The organism is Levilactobacillus brevis, from assembly GCA_021383565.1.
Classification (GTDB): domain Bacteria; phylum Bacillota; class Bacilli; order Lactobacillales; family Lactobacillaceae; genus Levilactobacillus; species Levilactobacillus brevis_B.
In genome coordinates this window covers 2,267,687-2,290,235 of record CP079699.1, presented here as the reverse complement: position 1 = coordinate 2,290,235, position 22,549 = coordinate 2,267,687, and the positions used below count along the sequence as shown (strand labels likewise).

Annotated in this window: 22 protein-coding genes; 9 read left to right on the top strand and 13 right to left on the bottom strand. The window is 52.0% G+C overall.

The window, feature by feature from the left end:
• The first annotated feature begins 125 nt into the window (after positions 1 to 125).
• Positions 126 to 545 carry an Lrp/AsnC family transcriptional regulator gene (locus KB236_10635; GenBank protein ID UIF28963.1) on the top strand — a complete coding sequence of 140 codons (420 nt, stop codon included), beginning with the start codon at positions 126 to 128 and terminating at the stop codon, positions 543 to 545.
• 238 nt (positions 546 to 783) lie between these two features.
• Here the strand turns inward: KB236_10635 and KB236_10630 are convergent, their stop codons facing one another.
• On the bottom strand, positions 784 to 1,728 hold the full coding sequence (locus KB236_10630; GenBank protein UIF28962.1) for a zinc-binding dehydrogenase: 945 nt from the start codon (positions 1,726 to 1,728) through the stop codon (positions 784 to 786).
• A 97-nt stretch (positions 1,729 to 1,825) separates the two neighbouring features.
• Here KB236_10630 and KB236_10625 point away from each other — a divergent pair, with 97 nt between their 5' ends.
• Complete coding sequence (locus KB236_10625) at positions 1,826 to 2,635, top strand: MerR family transcriptional regulator (GenBank protein ID UIF28961.1); 810 nt, start codon at positions 1,826 to 1,828, stop codon at positions 2,633 to 2,635.
• Between the two features lie 132 nt (positions 2,636 to 2,767).
• Positions 2,768 to 4,003 carry an ArgE/DapE family deacylase gene (locus KB236_10620; GenBank protein UIF28960.1) on the top strand — a complete coding sequence of 412 codons (1,236 nt, stop codon included), beginning with the start codon at positions 2,768 to 2,770 and terminating at the stop codon, positions 4,001 to 4,003.
• A gap of 956 nt (positions 4,004 to 4,959) precedes the next feature.
• Here KB236_10620 and KB236_10615 read toward each other — a convergent pair.
• From KB236_10615 to fabV, 8 genes are all read right to left on the bottom strand, one after another.
• A complete protein-coding gene (locus KB236_10615) occupies positions 4,960 to 7,065 on the bottom strand; it encodes a hypothetical protein (protein UIF30357.1) in 2,106 nt (701 codons plus the stop codon).
• A gap of 63 nt (positions 7,066 to 7,128) precedes the next feature.
• Complete coding sequence (locus KB236_10610) at positions 7,129 to 8,166, bottom strand: DUF916 and DUF3324 domain-containing protein (GenBank protein ID UIF28959.1); 1,038 nt, start codon at positions 8,164 to 8,166, stop codon at positions 7,129 to 7,131.
• A 51-nt stretch (positions 8,167 to 8,217) separates the two neighbouring features.
• Positions 8,218 to 8,853, bottom strand: a complete 636-nt coding sequence (locus KB236_10605; protein UIF28958.1) for a WxL domain-containing protein — start codon at positions 8,851 to 8,853, stop codon at positions 8,218 to 8,220.
• A gap of 251 nt (positions 8,854 to 9,104) precedes the next feature.
• Positions 9,105 to 9,767, bottom strand: coding sequence for a hypothetical protein (locus KB236_10600; GenBank protein UIF28957.1), 663 nt, complete (start codon positions 9,765 to 9,767; stop codon positions 9,105 to 9,107).
• Between the two features lie 813 nt (positions 9,768 to 10,580).
• Positions 10,581 to 11,951, bottom strand: a complete 1,371-nt coding sequence (locus tag KB236_10595; GenBank protein ID UIF28956.1) for an amino acid permease — start codon at positions 11,949 to 11,951, stop codon at positions 10,581 to 10,583.
• Positions 11,952 to 12,303: 352 nt separating this feature from the next.
• Complete coding sequence (locus KB236_10590; GenBank protein UIF28955.1) at positions 12,304 to 12,822, bottom strand: GNAT family N-acetyltransferase; 519 nt, start codon at positions 12,820 to 12,822, stop codon at positions 12,304 to 12,306.
• A 28-nt stretch (positions 12,823 to 12,850) separates the two neighbouring features.
• The gene (locus tag KB236_10585) at positions 12,851 to 13,294 is read right to left on the bottom strand and encodes a flavodoxin domain-containing protein (GenBank protein ID UIF28954.1); all 444 of its coding nucleotides are present in this window, start codon (positions 13,292 to 13,294) and stop codon (positions 12,851 to 12,853) included.
• Positions 13,295 to 13,613: 319 nt separating this feature from the next.
• Complete coding sequence (gene fabV / locus KB236_10580) at positions 13,614 to 14,804, bottom strand: enoyl-[acyl-carrier-protein] reductase FabV (protein UIF28953.1); 1,191 nt, start codon at positions 14,802 to 14,804, stop codon at positions 13,614 to 13,616.
• Positions 14,805 to 14,998: 194 nt separating this feature from the next.
• Between fabV and KB236_10575 the strand changes: the two genes are divergently transcribed.
• Both KB236_10575 and KB236_10570 read left to right on the top strand, forming a co-directional pair.
• On the top strand, positions 14,999 to 15,235 hold the full coding sequence (locus KB236_10575; protein ID UIF30356.1) for a hypothetical protein: 237 nt from the start codon (positions 14,999 to 15,001) through the stop codon (positions 15,233 to 15,235).
• 202 nt (positions 15,236 to 15,437) lie between these two features.
• Entirely contained in the window at positions 15,438 to 15,716 is a 279-nt protein-coding gene (locus KB236_10570; protein ID UIF28952.1) for a hypothetical protein, read from the top strand.
• Positions 15,717 to 15,803: 87 nt separating this feature from the next.
• Here KB236_10570 and KB236_10565 read toward each other — a convergent pair whose 3' ends face one another.
• The 4 genes from KB236_10565 to KB236_10550 form a co-directional block, all read right to left on the bottom strand.
• On the bottom strand, positions 15,804 to 16,802 hold the full coding sequence (locus tag KB236_10565; GenBank protein UIF28951.1) for a tRNA-dihydrouridine synthase family protein: 999 nt from the start codon (positions 16,800 to 16,802) through the stop codon (positions 15,804 to 15,806).
• A gap of 132 nt (positions 16,803 to 16,934) precedes the next feature.
• Positions 16,935 to 17,903, bottom strand: a complete 969-nt coding sequence (locus KB236_10560) for a DUF4097 domain-containing protein (protein ID UIF28950.1) — start codon at positions 17,901 to 17,903, stop codon at positions 16,935 to 16,937.
• Positions 17,900 to 18,535, bottom strand: a complete 636-nt coding sequence (locus tag KB236_10555) for a DUF1700 domain-containing protein (protein UIF28949.1) — start codon at positions 18,533 to 18,535, stop codon at positions 17,900 to 17,902. Before KB236_10555 ends, KB236_10560 begins: the two co-directional genes overlap by 4 nt.
• Complete coding sequence (locus tag KB236_10550; protein ID UIF28948.1) at positions 18,528 to 18,845, bottom strand: PadR family transcriptional regulator; 318 nt, start codon at positions 18,843 to 18,845, stop codon at positions 18,528 to 18,530. The genes KB236_10555 and KB236_10550 overlap by 8 nt, the downstream gene beginning before the upstream one ends.
• Positions 18,846 to 19,105: 260 nt before the next feature.
• On the opposite strand from KB236_10550, the gene KB236_10545 reads away from it, so the two are divergent.
• The 4 genes from KB236_10545 to KB236_10530 all read left to right on the top strand — a co-directional run bounded on the left by KB236_10545 (position 19,106) and on the right by KB236_10530 (position 22,537).
• Complete coding sequence (locus tag KB236_10545; GenBank protein ID UIF28947.1) at positions 19,106 to 19,663, top strand: cysteine hydrolase; 558 nt, start codon at positions 19,106 to 19,108, stop codon at positions 19,661 to 19,663.
• A 173-nt stretch (positions 19,664 to 19,836) separates the two neighbouring features.
• Positions 19,837 to 20,340, top strand: a complete 504-nt coding sequence (locus KB236_10540; protein ID UIF28946.1) for a helix-turn-helix domain-containing protein — start codon at positions 19,837 to 19,839, stop codon at positions 20,338 to 20,340.
• A gap of 120 nt (positions 20,341 to 20,460) precedes the next feature.
• Positions 20,461 to 21,426: a C39 family peptidase gene (locus KB236_10535; GenBank protein ID UIF30355.1), complete on the top strand. Its 966-nt coding sequence runs from the start codon at positions 20,461 to 20,463 to the stop codon at positions 21,424 to 21,426.
• Between the two features lie 73 nt (positions 21,427 to 21,499).
• A complete protein-coding gene (locus KB236_10530; GenBank protein ID UIF28945.1) occupies positions 21,500 to 22,537 on the top strand; it encodes a C40 family peptidase in 1,038 nt (345 codons plus the stop codon).
• Positions 22,538 to 22,549: the final 12 nt, after the last annotated feature.

The window sequence follows — 22,549 nt, the reverse complement described above, 5'->3', positions numbered from 1 at the left end:
CCTAGAAAAACGCCTCAGCACTTCGCCATCGCAATAGGTTATACTCTACCGTTTTTTGACGGACCTGTTAAGATTAAAAGTAAAGCGTTTCGTCCTAAAAAACTTATAAAGTAAGGTGTTGTCTCGTGCTCGATCAAACTGACTTACAAATTCTCAAGGAACTCACCCATAATTGTCGTATCAAGGTCAACCATCTCGCTCAACGCGTTCACCTGACCGCTCCAGCCGTCACCGCGCGGATCAACCGGTTGGAGGACACTGGTGTCATTAAGCATTATACGATTGAGGTCGATACCGAAAAGCTCGGCTACGACCGACAAATCTTCATCCGTGCGGCCGTCAAGAACGCCAGTCAGCGTACGGCATACCGCCAGTTGATTAAGACTTATCGTAACGCCATCCGGCACCACTACCGCGTTTCTGGGGATATGCCATACTTGATCGAAGGCGCGTTTCATTCGCGGCGCGACCTGAATGACTTTCTCCTGGCCCTCGGTGATGTGGCGACTTATAAGGTGCTTGACGTGATCGATGAACTGATTTAGCACGATTGTGGTTGGTGACGTTGCAGTTTGATGGTGCTGGCTGCCTTGCCGTTCGCGAAATCTAGGCCACGATTAGTTCCAACCCCATCCCCTTGTTTTAAAATCGTTAGGCCATCATCCACAACAATAACGCCGCTCACCACGTTCACCTAAACCACAGCCCTACAAACGAAAATGGCACGACCATTGGCTTGGTTGTGTCATTTTCTACTGCCTAAGCTAACCAGCGGCCTGCCGCTTAGTCGTTGTCAATAATCACTTGCCCCATCTCCCGGCTCGCCATCACGTAATCGTGGGCCGCCTGAATATCGTCGAGCTTGAAGACCCGAGCAATCGGTACGGTGAGGTGGTGCTGCTTGATCAGGTGGAACATCTCATCCACCAATTTTTGATCAACATTGGTGGAGTCGAACACGGTCAGATATTTGCCAGCCAGCGTGAATGGATCGAAGTTCTTCGCCACCCATTCCCCTGCTAAGAGACCGATGACACAGACGGTGCCGCCCAGATTCAGGTGTGCGATTGAATCGGCCAACGTCACCGTCCCGACCATGTCAATCACACCATCAAAGGTGTCATCCGTCTGTAACTGATTGTCCGTGTCCAAGACGGCATGATCGGCACCCTGTTGTTTCAACGCCGCTAACATCTCTTGCCGCCGCGTCGTCGCCGTTACGGTGAGACCCAGGGCTTTCGCCAGTTGCGTAATGGCCAAGCCCACGACACTCGTGCCACCGCGTACCAGTAAGGATTGACCAGCCTTTAAGGCCAACGACTTGAGCGCTCCGATGGCGGTGTAGAAATTCTCCGGATACTGTGCCAGCGTGATCCAATCGCCAGCAAAGTCAACCGGAAACAGGTGGTCATCGTCAACTAACGCGTAATCCTGATAACTACCGTCTATCTCGCGACCCAAACCGCCCATCATCGTGATCACTTTTTGTCCGACCGGCAACGCACTCGTCGTCGATGGCTCATAAATCTCCCCGACAGCTTCGACCCCGATGACCCGCGGAAAATGAACCGATGGCGAGCCCCCGGCCCGCGTCAACACCTCATACCGGTGCACACCAAACGCATGAATCCGCATCACCGATTGATGGGCCGTAGCCTTTTGAATCGGCCGTTCTACCATTTTCATAACACTCGCATCTCCAGGTTGATCAATGACAATTGCCCGCATACTGATTCGCTCCATTCTTTTTTGATTTTCTGAATCGCTGACCTTATAGTAAGGTGTAACGTCACGTTACAGTCAAGTGCCGAAAAGGAGATTTTTCATGTTAACGATTCAAAAGTTTGCGACTCTTGCCGGTACCACCCGCCGCACGCTAATCTTTTACGACCAACAGGACCTTTTCAAACCCAAGACCGTCGCGGCCAACGGCTACCGCTACTACGATTATGACCAACTCTATGCAGTGAGTTTTATCCTTGAACTGCGGCGTTTGGGCCTATCCATTGCGGCGATTAAAGCGCTGAATGCCGCCGACAGTCACGCGTCGTTAAATACCGACTTGAAGCGCCTACTTACGCGCATCGACAAACAGGTGGATGACCTCATGTTGCTACGGGCCACCCTCAATACGCGGTTCAATCAACCCGAAGCTAGCACGCCAGTCACCAAGAATCGACCGTTCATTAGCGTCGACCATCAGCCGACACGCTTCTGCCGGTCCCGCCAGTCCGTGGGCTGTACGGAAGCCGAGATTGCGGCGATTTACGCCGACTTTTACGATCAGCTGGGCAAACTCCAGCTCGTCAACCAACAGGATTCGGGCTTTCTCACCCAGTTGCCCGAAAGCTCGGCCAGTCGCTATCCCACAGCCTCATTTTGCATTCTTAAGGAGATTACGGAACAGACGGCCACGGCCGATTTGCCTCGCCTGGAGAAACCAGCTGGCAACTACATCACCATCGACGCCACCAATGATACCAAGAGTATCTGCATTGCCCTCAAGATTCTCGCCGACTACATTGACCAACATCAGCTCAGCATTAATGACCAGCTATGGCAGATGAATCTGGGGGAACGCTTCACCAGTAAGGGGTCCTCGCCACTGGTTCGGCTACAGTACCAGCTTCACTAATCCGCCACCAGTTCATCGGCACTTCCTTGCGCCAGTTTCTTGACCACCTTCGCAAAAAGTGCTGTAATCAAGTTAGTTATCACCCTGACAGTTTACATACAGGTGGTTATTTCTAAAATGAGGTGGAAGAACATGGATGAAGTTGTTCAAGCACTGCGCGATATCGTTAAAATGAATACCGTTAATGGTGCTGAGAAGCAAGTAACCGACTACATTGCCGCGTTACTGGCCAAGCACAATATTGAAAGTAAATTAATCGAATACGCCCCCGGACGGGCCAGTCTCGTCGCCGAGATTGGTGACGGTCACGGCCCCGTCGTCGGCTTCGACGGCCACGCCGATATCGTGGCGTTGGGTGATGCAGCCAAATGGAAAGTTGACGCGCTCTCCGCTACCATCAAGGACAACCTGATGATTGGCCGGGGAACTTCCGACATGAAGTCCGGGTTAATGGCTGGCGTCTGGGCCATGATTCATTTGAAAGACCAAAACGTGCCCTTACACGGTACCCTGCGGCTGATGGCTACAGTGGGTGAAGAATACGGCCAATACGGCGCTAAGCAACTAGGCGAGGCCGGCTACGCGCAGGATCTCCAGACATTAATCGTGGGTGAACCCAGCGGTGCCGCTAAGCAACTGTTGATGCAAAAGCAAATTCAGTACATGCTCCAGATTGACCAAGCCGGCGCTCAGAAATTGGCCGATGCCAACCACACTAATGAGCAGCATTTCATCGAATTGGCTCACAAGGGATCACTAACCTACACCGTTCATTCTAACGGGGTCGCCGCCCACAGCTCGATGCCAGAAATTGGCAAAAATGCGATTACTCCCCTGATGGCCTTTTACCAAAAGGAAGAGGAATACTTCGCTTCCGTCAAGAACTACCGTAATCCGGTATTGGGACCCGTAACTCCCGTCGTGACGATGGTACGTGGTGGTGAACAGATTAACACGGTCCCAGCCAGCGCCGACCTGTCCGTCAAGATTCGGACCATCCCCGAGTTGCCGAATGCCGACATGCTGGTCGCCATCAAGGAAATCATTGCCGACTTAAACGCTGCCGGCGCCAACCTCTCGTTAGACGTGCTCAGCGACTTACGGCCCATGCACACCATGGAAGACGCGCCACTGGTCAAGATTGCCAAGACGGTGGGGGAAGCCAACCTGGATCAAAAGCTCCCACTGATCGGCGTTCCTGGTGGCACCGATGCCTCCTCCTTCCTGGCCGTCAATCCGAACATTGACGTGGTCATCTTCGGCCCGGGAAACATCACGGCACACCAAGTCAACGAGTACGTCGACCTGGACATGTACCACCGGTTCATCACGATTTACGAACAAATGATTACTGAACTGTTGAAGTAGCCGTTTCATTTGGCGAACGACCAGGCAGCCAGCTCACAACTCACTGCCTCAAACGATTTTAGCCCGTTACATCCAGACCGCGACGTTCTTTGTCGCGGTCATTTTATTTACTGAAGGTTGACAGCTAGAAAATAGATAGAATCCTCATTATGACAAGGATGACGTCTATTATAATATGATAGTCGCGTGCTGGCAGCCTTACCGTGCGCCAAATTTGGTCTGGATCGCTGTGGTTAGGACGAGCCAAGCCAAAGGGCGGTCTTGTCCCTCGCTTTGAGCCGTCAGCCCGCGTCTCAAAGACGCCATTTTCCAAGCAAAACACTTGGAAAATCCCACGGCTGAGACCAAATTTGACTCACTCACGGCTACATGAGATGTGTCCAATTAAATCGGCCGAACGTTGCCATTACAGCGATGTAATCACCTACTTGGTAGCTTTCATCTTTCGTAACCGGAGGCAGCCGTGACAGCGGTGTTAGCTGACGTTCCGAGTCAGCTTACAGCGCGAAATGTGTTTGGAGACCGGCGACTTTTGCTAGGCTTCAAACCGAATCGTAGGACCGCTTCTCAGGCCGCAAACGGTCCCCACAGCGCCGGAATCTCTGGCAGCCGCAGATGGTGTTGATACCTAGTTTAATGGCGATAAGCCCTGCCAACTGGGACTGGAGCGTGTTCGCAAGCTTTCAACCTTCAGTTATTTCCCCCAAAACCTCCCCCTACTTACTACTAATGTAAATTCAGTGGAATTTGTTGCAGCTTTTCGCAAAATTTTACCAAATAAAATGGCGCCCGGGTCAAACCCAGACGCCACCTCATGGCTTTGATGAAACTTGGAATTTTTGTTGGCCGTTTATGCCAATAGTTGCTTCCTTGGTAGGATGATTTAAGTTGATCATCCAAATTGATTAACGATAGCTGATCGCCGAACGCATGGGTAGCGTCCATGCCAACACACCCTACTCCGGTGCATCCGCCAGTGTCCAGGTGATTTGTCCTGAATAATTTCCAGGAACCGTACCCTGCCCCACACCGAGCAATACACCCGTCTTCTGGGACCAGTGCGCGGCCACGTTGAACTTACCGTCGAGATTCATCGCATTAGTGGTGTGCGTCAGTACCGGGGTGGGCGTCGCGCCAATCGGCGTAATCCCATCCGCTGTCACGTAGACGGGGCCACCATTTAGCTTAAGCCCATTGCTGGCTACAAAGGGGGAGGCTTGCGCCATAAGTGTCCACTGTGACCCACTCCCACGCGTATCTTGAACAACCAATCGCCAATCACTATCTCGGTGAACCAACTGGCTTTGACCAGTCAGCTCACTCGTTTGAAAACTCTCATTTGGCGAAATATAACTAAACTTCAATTCTCCCGTGACGGTGATGGTCACCGTCACCAGATTGGATTTACTGCCATCCGCTGTCACAGCTCGGAGCGTCAGGGTATTGGCCCCCGCCCGCAACATGTCGTGCGCCACCGCTAATTCAAACGTCCCATCGGCACGCACCGCAACTGCGGGCAGTGCCAAGTCATTTAACGTCGGTTGAACCTTAACGACCGGCTTAGTGGTCGCTGGTGTTGCGGTCACCTTACCCTTAACCGTGGTTCCCGCTTGCGGCTTCAGGTCTACCGTCTGCCCACTGGTAACGGCTAAAGATAAGTCGACACCCGGATTAATCGTAAATGCCGGCGTCTCAGCCGTTCTAATCAAGGCGTTAGACGAGAAGGTACTCGTTTCACGGGCAACCTCGGTCGTCTGGGGCACGGCTGCCACGCGCCCAGTTAGGCTGATGGTAGCGGAGGGGTAGGCGCTATCCATCGCATGACCTAACTTGGCCCGTAGCTGATTAGCCGTCATGTCCTTAATGTCCAACGTTTGCGGTGCACGATCGCCACTGTACGTGATTTTCGCGTCCGCGAAGTCGATGAACTTGGGAAGGTTAAGGTCGGCCACAATGTCCGACCACGGCTGTCGCCCGTCATGGTAATCCAAGTGGTAGTCCAGACGAACCCGGTCACGTGCGACCGTTTCCCCCTGATGCTTGATCTCCCGTTTCAACGTGAGATCCGTCAGCGTGGAGCTGGTTTCCGCGTTGATGGTTCCCGGCATATCTTCGAAGATGACCATGTTGTTACTCCGCTTGTTGCCGGCGGCGCTGGTGATGCCCCACCGCACCTTGCCGTGATACCGATCCCCCGGATTAAGCACTCTGGGATCCAGTCGTACCGTATGACTGATACCTATTTGTGACTTACCCGTCTGCGGATTCTTGTCATTAATCGTATAGGTGATGTTCTCCGCCAGAGCGTTCCAGTGAACGCTGACGTGGTGCCACTGCCCGTTTGATAAGAAACCGGGATCTTGCGTATTGGCAATCTCGCCGTTGTGTTTAAGGCCATAGTAGTAATTGTCCCGAGTCAGCATCAGCCAGGAACCCTGGTCCACGTACTGGTGGTAGGTGGTTGCTAACCCCGGATACGCCGATGCAATGTGGTTGCCTGGATAGCCAAGATCAAATGAATTGGCTTGACCAGCGGCGTGTTCGCCAAATTTTGCGTTGGTCTCCGTATCGAATTCCAGCGCCCAACTGTTTTGGATCGCCGTCTTCGCTATGCCTTCACTTTGTTTTTGTCGGGGATTATTGTCGACACCCCAGACGCCTAGCGTTTCCGCTAAGGGACCAGATTTGCCGAACTGCGGTATCGCAGCGGTTCCGCGATCGTCGTTTTGTAGAACGAAGGCCATTCCGCCACCGCCCGCGGTCCCTTGATCACCAAAGTACATCCACATTGAGACTGTTTCATCCTTTTTCAAATTAAAGTAATTATTATCCGTCGACCAAATTGACCCAAATTGATTGGGACCATGCGTGAGCAAAGCGACCTGCGTATTGGGGGTATCAGGATTCATTGTCCCAACAATAGCAGTCGAGCTCATGCTAGCTGTCCCCAAGGTCATCGTGGCATCCGCCTTATCCAATAGGATTCCCTGCGGTGCATTTTCTAGCGCATGGGTATAATCATTATCAGCATGGGCGACGATGTCATGACTCATCAGGGCCATTGCCAGCAGAATCAAGCCGGCGCTCAACCACCGTTTGAACAACGTCAATTCCTCCTTACTTCCTTACTTCGAGTCGTCTTGTGGGTGTCGGTTACGATAAATGAGGTAGCCAATAATGGCCAAGAGAATCGCGATCAGGAGCAACAATGCCAGATACAGGAGGTAATTGGGCCGCGTTGGGGTCAGCGCATGGCGGTTTAGCCGTTTGATCGTCGGCGCGTTGATCGTAAAGTTGCGGACGAACCGCCACTGTTGATCACCGGACTTGGCCGTCAAATACAGCGTATACGTTCCCGCCTTTAGCTGCTGATTCCCCCACGGAATGCCAAAATCAAAATTGCTGTTCGGTGCCATCCCCATCTGCGCTTGCTTCTGGGAAATCACCGTCTGGTCATTGCCAACCTGCGTCACGCGAGCGTTGACGGTCAAATGCTGCAAAAGCCCAGGTTGGAAGTTTTGCAGATTGGCCGCTACAAAGTTTCGCGCGTTGATTTGCGTGGCCGTCACCTGATTTAATTTCAAATCCGGCTTAACGGTCGCCCCTTCTTGGATCGACACGCCAATGGCATACGCAAACATGTTTCTGATCATAATCTTACTGGTCGATTGGGCGCTCTTGGGCTGTAACTGAGCCACATAGACGCCACCTAAAATAATGCCCCGAAATTTCTTGGCCGGTAGCGTATAGCTCACCGTGACCCGTTTCTGCGCATTCGCTGGAATCGTAATCGTTTGGGTGGCGTGTTTGCCGAAAATATCGGTAATCCCGACCTTAAGCGATGAATCCCGCTGCGGCTTTAGTTGGCTATAATCAATGACCCCGTTGTCATTCGTGACCGCCTGATTGACACTGACTCGGAATTTCTGTGAACGATTACTCGTGTTGTCGACCACTACCTGCAGTCGTTGCGTTTGACCCGGCTTAGCCCGTAAGTCAAAGTACGAGATTCGCTTGCTCATCTGATTGGCGGGTAGAATCGGCCGCACGGAATATCCAACATTGTTCGCCGTCGTCTTGGCGGCACGCGCCGTTGGCAGACTCCAAATCATTGCCATTAACGCCAAACTCACGGTCAGTAGGATTTGCCATCCTCGTTTCATTACTGACGCCCCCCTCACGCAACACTACCATGTTCCCCATCACCGGACGCCTTATTGCGGCGTGTCGTTAAGCTGCCAGGTCATGTTTGAGGTGTAAGTGCCCGGCATTTGCCCAGCTGGTACGGCCAGAACAATCTCCGCGACACCGTATTCGGAATTCCAAACACCTAAGCCACCTTTAGCAGCGGCATTGAAGGCTTCAACGTTGTTGCCCGTCCCATCCAGCTTGACTGCAGCCGCAGTTGGTGCTGTTGAAGGGTTGTCGGCATTGGCCGCCGCAACATCAGGTTCGCCTAATGACAGCACCGCACCTTTCAGGGTGTCGCCTGTCGTATCCGTAAAGGCTGAATTCTTCACTTGAACGCTCCACCCACTGCCTAAGCCTGGGTTGGCGACTTCAACTGGATTGTCCACGCTGGTTGCGGAATACGACATATCGATCTTCCCGTTAGGTGTAATGTTAGTCCCAAAGGCGATGTTTGGTGCTGAATCCAATTCAATTGCGGCATTAGGGTTCATATCAAAATCAGCTGATGTGGTCGTGGTCTGCGAGGTTGGCCCCGCACTACTTGCACTGCTGGATGATGAGGCATCGGTTGTGGCCGCGTAAACGGGGGCGATCCCCAATCCCAGTGCTAAGGCTGCGACGCCACTGACTAACGCAGCCCTCTTTAACTTTCGAGTCATGATACTCAACTCCTCATATTTGCTAAATCCATACCTCCTGATTACCCGTTTTAGCAAACATGGATGGCCCCGGTAATGGCTAAGCCACCCGTCAACGTTACAGACAAAATAATTCCATGCTGGCCACCTTGTTCGCCAGCCGTCTAGCCAAAATCGTGTCTGCTTAATCTCACATGCTTGATTCACTGGATGATGATACCTGATGGTAAATAAAAAGGCCAGCTTTTCGCTGACCTTTCGTATCTAGTCATTTAGTGATGAAAATCGCCCACCGTTAAGCCCATTAAATGATTCAGCCACTGGGACGTTTGTTGATCAGTACCAGGCGTAATCTGAAAGCCCAGGGGTGCGAACAACGCCGCAACGGCCGACCAGCGGAACTGGCCATCCCCTAGGAAACTAGCCGCGAGCTGTGTCCGCTGTTGGTCAGTGACCGGGACCGCACTAACGGTTAATAAGTTCACCGCCAATTGGTCAGCAATAACCTGCTGCCAAGCCGCGGTACTCAAGGGATTGATCACCTGTCGCGGGGTAGCTAATGGTAGAACGGGACCCTCACGCCGCAAGAATCGTTGCCAATGCTCGGCCTGACCGGCTAAGAGGCCATAGAACTGCCACGGCACTTGATTACCAATCCGCCGAAGCGTGGTCGTGGTCAAGGCGGTCACGTCCCACTGAATCTGCGTTTCACCCTGAGCCAGCGCCGTCTGTAGCCACTCACTAAAGAACCGCTGAATCGTCGCATCCACCACCGGCGGTAGCTTATTACCTTGAACCAAGTGGTAGCGTCCGAGTAGAAAGTCCTCAATTTGATCCCAGCCAATGGTCCGGCTCGCCTGCTGTTGCTTACGCCGCCGAATTTGCCGTAACTGCTTGAGACGACTCGATTTACCATAGTTTCCTGGACGACTCATGCACGTCCCTCCTTTGTTTAATTCACTCGCCAACTACCTTTTCGGTAGGCAGTTGTTAAGTCTGTCGATTGTTCGGTTAAAAGTCTCGCATTTCTAACCGCTAATCCTTCGAAAAATGCTCCTTACATTATAGCAGATTGGCCACCAAAAGTTTGCTTCATCTGCTGACTACTAGTTCATAGGGCCTGTAAGGTACGTACCAATAGTCTTCACCATTATCCCCGATCGTATTGGCCGCCTTGCCGTTCGCCAAATTTGGTCTGGATCGCGGTGGGGAGGACGGGCCAAGCCAAAGAGCGGTCTTGTCCCTCGCTTTGAGCCGAAAGCTCGCGTCTCAAAGACGCCATTTTCCAAGAAATTCACTTGGAAAATCCCACGGCTGAGACCAAATTTGACTCACTCACGGCTACATGAGGGTATCCAATTAAGTTGGCCAAACGTCGCCACGCCAGCGCTGTCACCATGTGTTTAATGGCTTTCAACCAGCGTAATCGGAGGCAGCCAGAGATGGAGGTAACCGTGACGGCGGTGTTAGCTGATGTCCTGAGTCAGCTTACAGCGCGGGACGTGTTTGGAGACTGGCGAATTTTGCTAGGCTTCAAACCGAGCCGGAGGACCGTTCCTCAGGCCGCAGGCGGTCCCCACAGCGCCGGAATCTCTGGCTGCCGCAGGTGGTGTTGATGGCTTGTTTAATAGTAATAGGCCTTGCCAGCTGGGGACGGGAGCTCACGAACTTTCAACCTTTAGATACCAGCAAAAAAGCAGTCGGTTCAGCCTCTTTTAGAGAGACTCAACCGACTGCTGTTGTCACAATTAAAGCGTCTTTTCTTCCTTTTCACGTGGACGGTACTTCCTGAAGTAAATGAGCGTCATCACTGCGAGGAAGACGACCCCTACCAGAATGGAGACCCGCGTCTCGGGATTCAGGAACATAAAGAGTAGCGTAATGGCAAGGAATACCAGTGTAATATAGTTTGACCAAGGTGCAAACGGCATCTTGAACGGATGCTCCGCCATCTCGTGTGGATTCTGCTTACGAAATTCAATTTCACTAATCAGAATCACGAACCACGGCACCATGCCGGGTAACACACTGGAGCTGTAGACCATAACGAAGATTTGACTGGCGTCCTTGAAGTACATCGGTAAGACGACGTTTAAGACGACCCCGATGCCAATCCCAATGGAAATTGCAATCACGGCGTAGACCGGCACCCCATGCCGGTTCAGCAGCGTCACCTTCCGTGGCAACTGCTTCTTTTCCGCCAAGGTGAAGGCCATCCGACTGGCACTGTAAATCCCCGAGTTGGAGCCGGACAGTGCGGCCGTAATTACCACGAAGTTAATGATGGAGGCCGCGGCGGTAATTCCAATCTTAGCAAAGGTTTGGACGAACGGTGAGCCAATCTGGTTCAGTTGGTCCCACGGGTAGATGCTGACAATTACGAAGATTGCCCCCACGTAGAAAATCAAGATCCGCGCAACGGTCGACCGAATCGCCGTCACCAGCGTGTGTTGGGGATTCTCCGCTTCGCCGGCCGTGACCCCAATCAATTCGATTCCCTGATAGGAGGCCAGCACAATCGCGAGGGCGAAGATGAAGCCCTTGACGCCCCCGGTGAAGAAGCCGCCGTGTGTCCAGAGGTTACTGATCCCGACGGCCACCCCATGATTACCAAAGCCAAAGAGGATGACCCCCAAACCGGCGATAATCATCAGTACGATGGTAACCACCTTGATGAGCGCAAACCAGAATTCCAGCTCCCCGAACATTTTCACCGAGATAAGGTTGGCAATACACAGGAAGGTAATCGCCACCAAACCGGGAATCCAGTCCGGCAGGTTCGGCCACCAGAAGCGAAAATAACCACCTAGGGCAATCATTTCACTCATCCCCACCACGATGAATTGGAAGATGTTACTCCAGGCGGTAAGGTACCCGAACACGGGGTGCATGTATTCAGAAGCAAACGTGGAGAATGAACCGGTTGTGGGGTGAACGTACAACATTTCTCCCAGCGCACGCATAATTAAGTAGAGAAAAATACCAGAAATAATATAGGCGATGAGGACGGAAGGTCCCGTCCACTTGATTGTGGAACCAGACCCCATAAATAATCCAACGCCGATCGTACCGCCTAACGCAATCATCTGCATTTGGCGAGCGCTTAGTCTTCTCTGCAATCTAATTCCTTCTTTCTATCCCTGTTTAAGGATTATTTCATCAATAAGTTCAACTTCGACTCGACGACAGCCACCCCATCGCGCCCACAATGATTGCGCTAGCTGACCGTCATCAGATTAAAAGTGTATGAGAATATGCTACCTGGTTCCAGTTAAATAAGCAACTTCTTTTTACGCTTTTGCCAAGTTAGCCGTAAATTCCATACACAATTATGCCGCAACGGCGGCGTTTATTCAAATTCGATGTATAAAAAAAGAAGCCGCCGCCAGCGTCAGGCCGGTAACGGCTTCTTACCAAATTTATTTTCACTGTACCGCGGGCTTCTCCACTGGTCGATCGACCAGTACCGCTTTAAATCAACTTTTCGTAGACGAAGCAGACATCATCCGGATGATAGACCCCATCGATCTGGCCGACCTTCTTGAAGCCGAACTTTTCGATCAGATGTTGCATCTTGAGATTGTCCCGGTGGGTATCGATCCGAATGCTCTCGGCCTCCGGATGGTGTTCATCGATGTAAGTGAAGAGATCCCGGAACAGTTGTGACGCGTAGCCGTTCCCCTGATGATGGGAGAAGATGGCGACCCGGTGGACCGTGACGTACTTGGACGTATCCTTCAGCCAGTCCCCCTTCATGGTATCGTAGGCGTGGTCCGGTGATTCAATCACCGCCGCAACGCCCAACGTTTCGTGGTCGTCACTATTATAGATGACGGCGCGGCCATCCTCGATATCGCCTTCGATAACGGCGCGGTTGGGGTAATTGTTTTGCCATTGGTCGATACCAGCGTCGGCCAACTGCTTCTTGCCGTCTTCAATAATGTCACAAACTAAGTCAATTTCTTCTGGTTTTGCTTTGCGTAAATACATACTCGTTTCACCTCGTTAAATTTTCCGATTACTCAAAACTCTTTAAAACGCGTTGGGCCAGTTGATCCACACGCGCCCAGTCAGCGTCATCCGGATCCTGATCGATCTTGACGGAATCGGCGACTTGTTCCCCGTTGCTTGAGTTTAACTGCATCGTGAAGTAATCCACGGCGCGGCCAAAGTGCAGGTGCTTCTTAGAACTCGAGCCTACCACGGCAAATTTTGTCCGTTCCAGATCGACTTCCTTTAAGTCCTCGAAGAAATCCTGCGCTTCATCGGGTAAATCCCCATCATGGTAGGTGTAGCTCACTACAATCACGGCATCGGCCTGAGCCAAGTCAAAGGCGTCGGCTTGTGAGATCTCAGTCACTACCGTTTGGGCTTGCGAGGCGAGTTGTGCCTGTAAATGCCCAGCAATGGCCTGGTTACGTCCAGACATGCTGGCAAAAATAATCTGAATATTGGGTGTCATAAGTTCCATGTTCTCCTTAAGCTTTAAATGTTTAATTAGTGGTCATCGACCAAGATGCGCAACGGTTAACGACACATCGCGCGGTTAGGTTCTGCCCAGCTTCTTTCGCGACAACAACTTTTATGCCTTGCTGGTCGCCATAGACTGCTGAGTATTATAGACCTTTTTTCGCCGATTCCCTAGCAAAAAGACGTGACTCTCAGGAACTTTTAATTGACCCCGCTTACATAAGTATAGTCGTCAAAAGGCATCACTGACGGCTTATAGCCACTTCACACCCTATAAATAAGGCGAATAGCCAAACCATTAACGCCAGATTCTAATAATCCAGCTTGGTTAGCTCCGACGGGTCAAATTCGGCCGCCACCCCGGGGACAGCAAATCCACTTAATTGTCGAAATTCACGGCGATAGATTTGGTACCCCGGCATCGTGGGCGTAAACGTTGCTGGCGTAATCGTCGGTAATAACCGGGCCACGGCCTGTTGCGTCGTCGCCGCGAGCTCTCTGGCGTCCGGCCGCAATCGCCCCTGATTATCCACCTGGCGATGCGGCCCATAGACCATTTCGCGAAACAGCCGATCTTGGTGTTCCAGCACGGTTTCATGGATGCCCTGTGCCTGTTCCGCCGCCAACAACGCCAACATGTAGCGAGAAAATCCCGGAATCACGGCGGACGCCTTGGTTACAGCCGACCGATTGACGCTGATCAAGGCTTCACCGCCACTGGGTGCCAGCCACTGATTGAGCCGTCGCGCACTGGTCTCGGCCGCGCGTTTCGCCTGGCCCAAGGTCCCGTCGTGATAAATGGCCGCTGTGGCTGCCGGACCCTCGTAGGAAAAGAGGACGGTCTTGCAGTCTGGCGCCAGCACCCCCGCCTCCCGGAGCGTCTTGACCCAGAGTTCCCAGTCCTCACCGCCCATCACGTGCGTCGTTGCGGCGATCTCGGTGGGCGTAGCCGGCAGCACCGTCTGTTCCAGCAATTTTTCACGTTCCAAGTCGAGTGAAAAGTCCGTGACGGAACGGCCAATGGGCTTGATCACGGAACGCCAAACCTCATCCGGATTGGCGGGATTCACCCGCTTGGGCGCTGCGATGGAATAGACCAACAAGTCAATGGGGGTCGTCAGCTCCTGGCGCACGTAGTCAATCACGAGCCGCTTCGTACTGGCTAAAAAGGCGTTGGCATTGAAGTTCTGTGCCGTCAGTCCCGCGCGTTCTGCGGCCTGCTTGAAGTAAACCTGATTCCACCAACCGGCTGCCCCGAGAAAATCATCCTGAGGTGGCCGCGCATAGCCGACGGAAATGGTGGTCGCGCCCTGCCCAAACGCCGCGGTGATCCGGCTACCCAGCCCGTAACTGGCCGATCCGCCAAGAATCAACGCGCACTTTGCTCCCGCATAGTGGCCGCGCGACCGAACCCCCTCGATTTGTTGTTCCAGCCGCCGTTCCAAGCCATGGGGATTTACCGACCGAGAGACATTTCCTGTAATTTTTTCTGCCAACTGCATGACGTCACCGCACTTTCTGTTTTTCTCTAATTTATCACTTTTCTTTTGGAAGCGATACCTTCATCACACCACCGGTATTTGGCGCAAGACGCCTAGTTAACGGGCCGAAATTAATAGTTGTTTCTCTAAACCAACTTCGGTATGATGGATAAGTTGCGTCACATATTCGGCATAGATAAGGGAGAAATTACATGATGTTTAAGAGCAAACTCGCAAAGACACTGATCGCATTAATCGCCGTGGTCATCGTGGCCATCGCTGTTCCAGCCGCTTTAGGTGCCAACAACGCCCAAGCTTCTGACGAACAAGCCACAACGGCTACCCAACGACAGAATGACAAGCTTTCCGCCGCACAACGGAAGCTGGTCAAGGCTGCCAACGACGAAGCAGCGGCCGCTACCGGTCAATTATCCGTAACGCCTAACTATTAAGACTTATCGAACGCAGTGACTGCCTGAGTGGCTTCGCTGCGTTTTTTCGGTATTTCTCATCACTGGCCGGAAGTAATACCGCCGTTATGATGGCGATAATTCGGCTGTCAGCGGGTGCCCAGACTAGTTAAGCTTCTAATAGCTAACCTACGACATGCTGATTGGACCTCGCAAAACATCAGTAACCAAGGAGAATTCAAATATGTTCAAGAGTAGACGTGCCAAAACTATTCTGGCCTTAATTGTGGTGGTCATCGTGGCCATCGCCATTCCAACCATCATCGGTGCTAATAACGTTCAGGCCGCCGGTGATTATACCTTTAACGGTAAGACTTACCCATCAGCCACCGCCAAGGATGCCGCCGTTCGTGACTGGCACAACCACCGGATGACCGATACGCAAAAGAAATTGGTGCAAGCCGCTAATGATGAGGCTGCGGCCTCGACCGGCTTCACCAGCAGTATCTACCGGGCACGCTAAGTCAACATTTCACTTAAACAAAGGGCACTAACTCGCGATGAGTTAGTGCCCTTTAGTCATTTCCGGTAAAATTATTCGCTACCCGGATTATTTCGTAAATTCAGAATCCGCCAAGAGTTGCCGAACCTCATCCGTGGTGTGGGTCTCCATCATGGCGTTCCGCAGGCTGGCCGCATTGGATTCGCTACGCACGTAAATTTTGAAGAAGCGCTTGAGTGAGGCGAAGCGGGACATGTCGAAGCGTTTCTCGAAGTCATCATAGAGATCAAGCTGATAGTTCAACAGGCTCAGTAGCTCCTTGACGTCGTGATGGCGGGGCGTCTGCTCGAAGGCAAAGGGACTGGTGAAGATACCCCGACCAATCATGATGCCATCCACGCCAGGATGGGCCTGAGCCAGCGCGACACCTTCTTGATAATTCTCGATGTCGCCATTTAGCTGGAGCAACGTCTCCGGGGCAAGCTCATCGCGTAGCTTCACGATGTCATCGATCAACTCATAGTGAGCCGGCACGCGACTCATTTCTTTTTTTGTCCGCAGATGAATGGTTAACAAGGGAATATCTTGTTGGAACAAAAACGTCAACCAGTCGCGCCATTCATCCAACCGGCTGTACCCCAGTCGCGTCTTCACGCTCACCGGCAACCCGGCCGTCTTGGCCCCGGCAATCACTGCGGCTGCGCTGTCAAAATTCCGAATAAGGTCGCTACCACCATGATTCTTGATGACCGTGGAATCTGGACACCCCATGTTAATATCGATGGCTTCATACCCGCGCTCCTTGACGTTGACGGCCGCTCGCGCAAAGGCATCCCCATCGTTACCCCACAGTTGGGCCACCGGCATATGCGCTTCTTCGGGCGCCACGTAGAGCCGGCCCTGAACGGTGAACTTGGCTTTCGGGTGGGTGACACTAATCGCATTGGTAAATTCGGTGAAAAAGACGTCGGGTGCCGTAGCCCGAGCCACGACCCGCCGAAAGATGGCGTTGGTCACCGCCTCCATGGGCGCCAGACTGAAGAAAGGCCGGTTTTCGGCCTGCGCGTGTTGCGCAATAGTTTGCCAGTAAGCTGATGAATCAGACACGATAAAATCTCCTCTAATACTTGTATTTGATGTTTATTCCGGTTTAAAGCAGTCATTACATTCTACCACGTTTCCTGCGAGAAGCCAGCAAAAAAGGGTTGTGCACTATGCACCACCCTTCATTTCCCCTATTTATGGCCGGTTTGCCACCCGAATGCTCCCATCATTCGTGTGTAGCTGGTACTGAGCCTTAGCCGTACGCCGCAGCCAGTAACCACTCTGCCGGTCCTTCCCCTGAACCGTGATATCGCCCGCATCGGCGTCCCGAGCACTGACCCGCGCACCGGCCGTCTTACCGATGTAAGCGTGAATATCGCCATCATTAGTATCGGCCTTAAACGTCTGCTCCAAGTGATTTTCTTCTATATTAATGTCACCATCACCAGAGCTGGCCCGGCCACCCCCTAGCCGACTGTTGGACACCCGAATATCGCCATCAGCCGTCACAAATTGATTAGCCGTCGCGGCTAATTGGCTGTTCGAAATCCCAATATCGCCGTCGTCTGTATTGATATCTAGCTTATTCGCCCGAATCTGATCGGCCCAGATGTCCCCATCGCTGGAGCGAATCGTTACCGCGCGTTTGACTCGTAAATCCATGAGGCTTAAATCGTCACTGCTTTTCAACGTCATTTGCTGAGCGCGTAGGGCACGTAAAGAAACGTGCCCACTCCCCTGCTTGACCTCTAAATTCGTTAATTGTTTACCACGCGGTACCGTCACCAACACACCGCCATTCGTGGTGGCATGATCGGAAATTCCAAAGATGGAGATATCCAACCGATCTGCCGGTCGACCCCCCTCAATGATGAGGGCCCCCTTTGACACCCGCGTTTGTGGCAACTCCCGATAACCATCGATGTAGCTGACCGTCACCCGACTGGTATTTCCGGCCTTAATCGTCACGGGCGCCTTAGAAGTCACCACGATTCGCCGATAATCGGCCGGTCGATAACTGCGCTTTAGCTGATGCACCGTCCTAAAGCTTCGCGTCTGTTTATCCCAAACGACGGACTTATCCCCGTGATTCAACCAGCCAATCCCCAATAAGATGGCTCCCAGAATCATCAAGATTAACCCAATCTTCACACTACGTTTCATAGTTTCCGCCCCCGTTCTGCCCGACTACGTGGAATGAAGCGGCGATAAATCCCCTGTGCCGCCCACGATAAGGCCCAGACCACTTTACTCCCAATCCATTTCAAGATTAACCAGGCGAGAAGGCTACCGCCAAGAGCCAGCAAGCCCATGCCCAGATAAAATAACCCGGTCCATGGTGTCTGCCAAATGACCCATAACCCGATTACCACGGCCACCACGCCCAGTGCCACGATGCTCAAAAAGATGGCAAAGGCCGCCACAATCAGGCTTCCCAACACAGCCACCATTGCAAACAGTAGGGCCACCACAACAATAAGGATCGGAATGGTGACTGGCGTTGACAATAATGCCAAGATAATCAGCCAGACGGTTTTGACGTTGCCTTTCGCCGCTTGGGCCGCCGTCCGTGACGGACCTGACGCTTGTTGACTCTGCTCACTCAGTCTGATGGAATAATCTGCCAACACCTTCCGTGCCAGTGAGCGAGGCGTTCCCAGTTCGTCGACAGCTTGCTGGTACGTCTCGATGCCCGCATCCAATAAATACTCGCGGTAGTACTCCACCACGTCCTGTTGCTCACCCGTGGTCAGCTGCCCGATCAGCCGTTCCACTTCCTTGATGTAATCATTCATGCGTGTTTCCCTCCAATAGTTGGGCAATGGCTTGACTGAAGTTCTGCCAATCCCCCTGAATCTCCTTTAGTCGTGTGCGCCCACTGGCGGTCAGCTTATAATAGCGACGATTCCGTCCCTGAAACGGCTCGTCATAAGTTTCCAACCACCCATTTTTCTTGAGTCGACGCAACACGGGATACAGGGTTGATTCCGAAATCGGCAAGAGTTGCCGAACTTCCTGGGTCAAGGTGTACCCGTAGTAATCTTGCTGGGTCAACAAGCCCAGCACACTGCCATCAAGGAGTTCGGTCGGTACCTGAATGGCCATATCCTTTCCTCCTCACAATATTATATGCGATATAATATGAATTCACCAATAGTATACGAAACGCCGCCGCGACTGTCAATCTTTTTTCGCGACCACTTTTATAAATCAGCAACTTTCCCGGCCACCTTAAACTATGCGGATTCGCCGAAACAATTATTAATGAAAGCCACCTTTATTATTAATGTTTTAATAGTCACTTTCGTTGACATCCCCACCAACTCCCCGCATACTAGCTCAAACAAGGTAAGGAGCGGATTACGATGGCCAAACAAGAAGCACTACTCATCATCGACTATACCAACGACTTCGTGGCGGACAATGGCGCGTTGACGTGCGGGCAACCCGGACAGATTCTAGCCCCCACCATCGTCACCCTCGCTGATAACTTTCAGCAAGCTGGCGACTGGGTACTCTTCCCAACGGACGTGCACACGCCGCACGACCCCTATCACCCCGAGAGTAAACTCTTCCCACCCCACAATGTTCGTGGTACCTGGGGACGAGAACTATTCGGACCAGTCAAGGGCTGGTACGACCAGCACGCGGCCAATCCTAAGGTCTGGCTGTTTGACAAGACTCGTTACAGCGCCTTTGCCGGGACCGATCTCGATCTACGACTACGCGAACGCCACGTAACGACGCTTCACCTGACGGGGGTCTGCACGGACATCTGCGTCCTCCATACGGCCGTCGACGCCTACAATCTGGGCTACCAGTTGGTTATTCACCGTGATGCCGTGGCCAGCTTCAACCCTGCTGGCCACGATTGGGCGTTGAACCATTTCGAAACGGCGCTGGGAGCAACGATTGTACCTTAGACCTAAGGAAGTATTACCTGCATATCGACGTGCAACTCTCCTTCTATAAAACATTACGATACTAAATAGTCTTGATGTAAACTCAAAGTAATCATTTATCTGCAGACTATTTATTCCAACCACCGGTCGCACCGCATAAGTGTGCCCGGTGGTTTTTGAAAGGAGACGTCATGATGCCAGAGATACTCGCCCAAGTGACGTACGTTGTAGCCAGCGTCGCGACTCGCTACGACGTGATCGCCGTTACTGAAACGGTGACCATTGCCGCGACTCAGGTGACCAGTCAGCATCACTACTGGGTTCTCCCCACTGAAGATCACAATGACCCCACGGTTTACCGACTCCCCCTGAACGACTCGACCTACAATACGCGCCAGGACTGGATAGCCTACCGCGAGCGCTTTAATTTTCTCCAACCTACGGAGATTAAAGCTGCCCGACAGGCACTGGGTCTGACGTTACGCGAAGCGGCCTTCATCTTAGGCATGGGTTTCAGCACTCTGAACAATATCGAAAATAATCTGGCACTACAGTCGTTTGATCATGAAGTCAGGCTACGCTACCTGACCTATCCGACTTGGCTTAAACACCTAGTTCGCCAGCACCACGCGGCCATCGTTGCTCGCGCGGCCCGACGACAGGTTGATGTGAAACGCTTGCTGGCTAAGTTGCGCTGAATAATCTCAGTAAAATAGTGTCTCACGCTAAGACGATTAAGGTGTATAATTAATGTGTGATTCATCCCTTATTTAGGCGGATTATCTACACGAATACATAGTTAAGGTGGCAATTCAATGATGAAACAACTCTCTGGAGCGCTCTTCGCGCTTTGCTGCGGCCTTCTGCTGGGCGTTGGCCAACCAGCAAACGTTCACGCGGCAACGTCCTCGGCAACGACCACGTCTTCCACAACGACTTCAGAATCAACGACAACAGCGACTGATTCAGAAAGCTCATCCTCTTCATCCTCCAACACTAGCTCTAGCTCAGTTTCTAAGCCGAAGCCCAAGCCAGTGGTCTATCGGCAGGTCATGAGTCTGAAAAAGGTGAGCTATTACACCAAGATTAATGCCAACAAAAAACATAATTACAAGGTGTATCAATCCGGTGGTGCCAAATCTTCTGCGGCCAATATGAAGGCTATCTCAACCGGGCGGCATTTTGCCAAAAAGAAGGTCCACATCACCCGTGAAGAAAAGATGGCGGACGGCACTTGGCTCAAGTTCACGTATAACCACACCCAAACGGGCTGGATTCATCGGAACGGAACGGTCAAAAGTTATCGCTGGCTGAGTGTCCCACTCATTGCCCAACGACCACAGTTACCAACTGGTTGTGAGGTGACCGCAACGACCATGATGCTGAAGTTCGCGGGGGCGAAGGTTAGCAAGATGTCACTGGCCAAGGAAATGCCCCGCAGTTCCAATCCCAACAAGGGGTTTGTGGGCAGTCCTTATTCTAAATCCGGTTGGTGGATCTATCCCAAAGGACTCATGCCAATTGTCAAAAAGCACGTGGGATCGGCTAAAAATATGACCGGTGCTTCTTTCAAAAAAATGAAGAAGCAAATCAACAAGGGGCACCCCGTGGTGATCTGGGTTGCCGGCGTTGATGGCTTCGTCAACCATGCCATTACGCTTTCCGGTTACAGCAACACTCGGGCCTACTACAACGACCCTTGGACCAAGAAAAAGACCAGTATGACACTGGCCAATCTGCACAATCACCGCAAGCACGATGCCTATCGCGCATTAAGTTATTAACCACTGAGAGCAGACCAGTTAACCAATGACCGGCCTACTCGATATCTAATTATTTTGAAAAGGGGAGAACATCTTGAAAAAACATTGGTTAATTGGTTTATTGGTTATGACTGGCCTTGCTAGCGTGGGATTAACCACCACGGCCCAAGCTAAGAGCAGTTACTACACGTCAAATCCGGGCATCATTCGGGTCAAGAAGACGGTGGCTTACTATAAAGATGCCGCTAAGACTAAACATGCTGCCACGGTTCATAAGAATCACTACGCAAAGATCTCCAAGGTTGTGACCGTCAAGGGACATGCACCTGTACTGAAGACCAATACGGGGAAGTACGTCACGGCTAACAAAGCCTTTGTCGCTAAGACCAAGGGCTACCAGAACCCTAAGAAGTACTACCAAGTTAACTACAAGCAAATCAAGCCTTACGGTAAGGTTGGCTACACGGTTAAACGGGGTTACGAAGGCATCAAGACTTGGAAAATCATGAAGCGGTTGGGAACGGCCAACGGCTATAACAAGTACAATTCGGCCACCTATTACGCGGTTCGGCGTTTTCAAAGTAAACACCACTTAAAGGTGACGGGGAACGTGAACGAAAAGACCTGGGTCAAGTTGGGCTTCTCTAAGTCTAGCTGGACTAGCATCGATTCTTACGTAGCGCCACTGGGTGCCCACGCTTGGAATGGTCGTTCTGCACACATCGAAGCCATGATTAAGCAAGCTTACAAGTACAAGGGCAATCCTTACCTCGTAGGATCTTCATCTAAGCCAAGTTATGGTACGGACTGCTCCGGACTGGTGATGCAGGCACTCTACGCTGGTGGGATTAACCCTAAGCCAATCAGCGCTATTCACCACGCTTACCCTGGTAACGAATGGAACTCACGTAACTTATGGGCCAGCAAGAAATTCAAACACGTCGCTTACAGCCACAAGCAACGTGGTGACCTGGTCTTCTACTACCAACCAGGGACACACACCATCTGGCACGTGGCCATCTACTTAGGCAAAGGTAAGGTCATCGAAAGCTGGCCACCACGGATTATGGTTCAACCCATCAAGAACGGTCAGCGGTCTAATGTTGCCGGAATTGCACGGGTATTTAATTAGATATTGTGATGA

What these genes read in the sequence shown, in the direction of transcription:
- KB236_10615 (UIF30357.1), bottom strand. Translation starts at nt 7,065, where the DNA reads ATGGCCCTGATGAGTCATGACATCGTCGCCCATGCTGATAATGATTAT.
- KB236_10585 (UIF28954.1), bottom strand. Translation starts at nt 13,294, where the DNA reads ATGACACCCAATATTCAGATTATTTTTGCCAGCATGTCTGGACGTAAC.
- KB236_10625 (UIF28961.1), top strand. Translation starts at nt 1,826, where the DNA reads ATGTTAACGATTCAAAAGTTTGCGACTCTTGCCGGTACCACCCGCCGC.
- KB236_10590 (UIF28955.1), bottom strand. Translation starts at nt 12,822, where the DNA reads ATGTATTTACGCAAAGCAAAACCAGAAGAAATTGACTTAGTTTGTGAC.
- KB236_10535 (UIF30355.1), top strand. Translation starts at nt 20,461, where the DNA reads ATGAAACAACTCTCTGGAGCGCTCTTCGCGCTTTGCTGCGGCCTTCTG.
- KB236_10540 (UIF28946.1), top strand. Translation starts at nt 19,837, where the DNA reads ATGCCAGAGATACTCGCCCAAGTGACGTACGTTGTAGCCAGCGTCGCG.
- KB236_10570 (UIF28952.1), top strand. Translation starts at nt 15,438, where the DNA reads ATGTTCAAGAGTAGACGTGCCAAAACTATTCTGGCCTTAATTGTGGTG.
- KB236_10630 (UIF28962.1), bottom strand. Translation starts at nt 1,728, where the DNA reads ATGCGGGCAATTGTCATTGATCAACCTGGAGATGCGAGTGTTATGAAA.
- KB236_10550 (UIF28948.1), bottom strand. Translation starts at nt 18,845, where the DNA reads ATGGCCATTCAGGTACCGACCGAACTCCTTGATGGCAGTGTGCTGGGC.
- KB236_10620 (UIF28960.1), top strand. Translation starts at nt 2,768, where the DNA reads ATGGATGAAGTTGTTCAAGCACTGCGCGATATCGTTAAAATGAATACC.
- KB236_10545 (UIF28947.1), top strand. Translation starts at nt 19,106, where the DNA reads ATGGCCAAACAAGAAGCACTACTCATCATCGACTATACCAACGACTTC.
- KB236_10555 (UIF28949.1), bottom strand. Translation starts at nt 18,535, where the DNA reads ATGAATGATTACATCAAGGAAGTGGAACGGCTGATCGGGCAGCTGACC.
- KB236_10610 (UIF28959.1), bottom strand. Translation starts at nt 8,166, where the DNA reads ATGAAACGAGGATGGCAAATCCTACTGACCGTGAGTTTGGCGTTAATG.
- KB236_10600 (UIF28957.1), bottom strand. Translation starts at nt 9,767, where the DNA reads ATGAGTCGTCCAGGAAACTATGGTAAATCGAGTCGTCTCAAGCAGTTA.
- KB236_10575 (UIF30356.1), top strand. Translation starts at nt 14,999, where the DNA reads ATGTTTAAGAGCAAACTCGCAAAGACACTGATCGCATTAATCGCCGTG.
- fabV (UIF28953.1), bottom strand. Translation starts at nt 14,804, where the DNA reads ATGCAGTTGGCAGAAAAAATTACAGGAAATGTCTCTCGGTCGGTAAAT.
- KB236_10605 (UIF28958.1), bottom strand. Translation starts at nt 8,853, where the DNA reads ATGACTCGAAAGTTAAAGAGGGCTGCGTTAGTCAGTGGCGTCGCAGCC.
- KB236_10560 (UIF28950.1), bottom strand. Translation starts at nt 17,903, where the DNA reads ATGAAACGTAGTGTGAAGATTGGGTTAATCTTGATGATTCTGGGAGCC.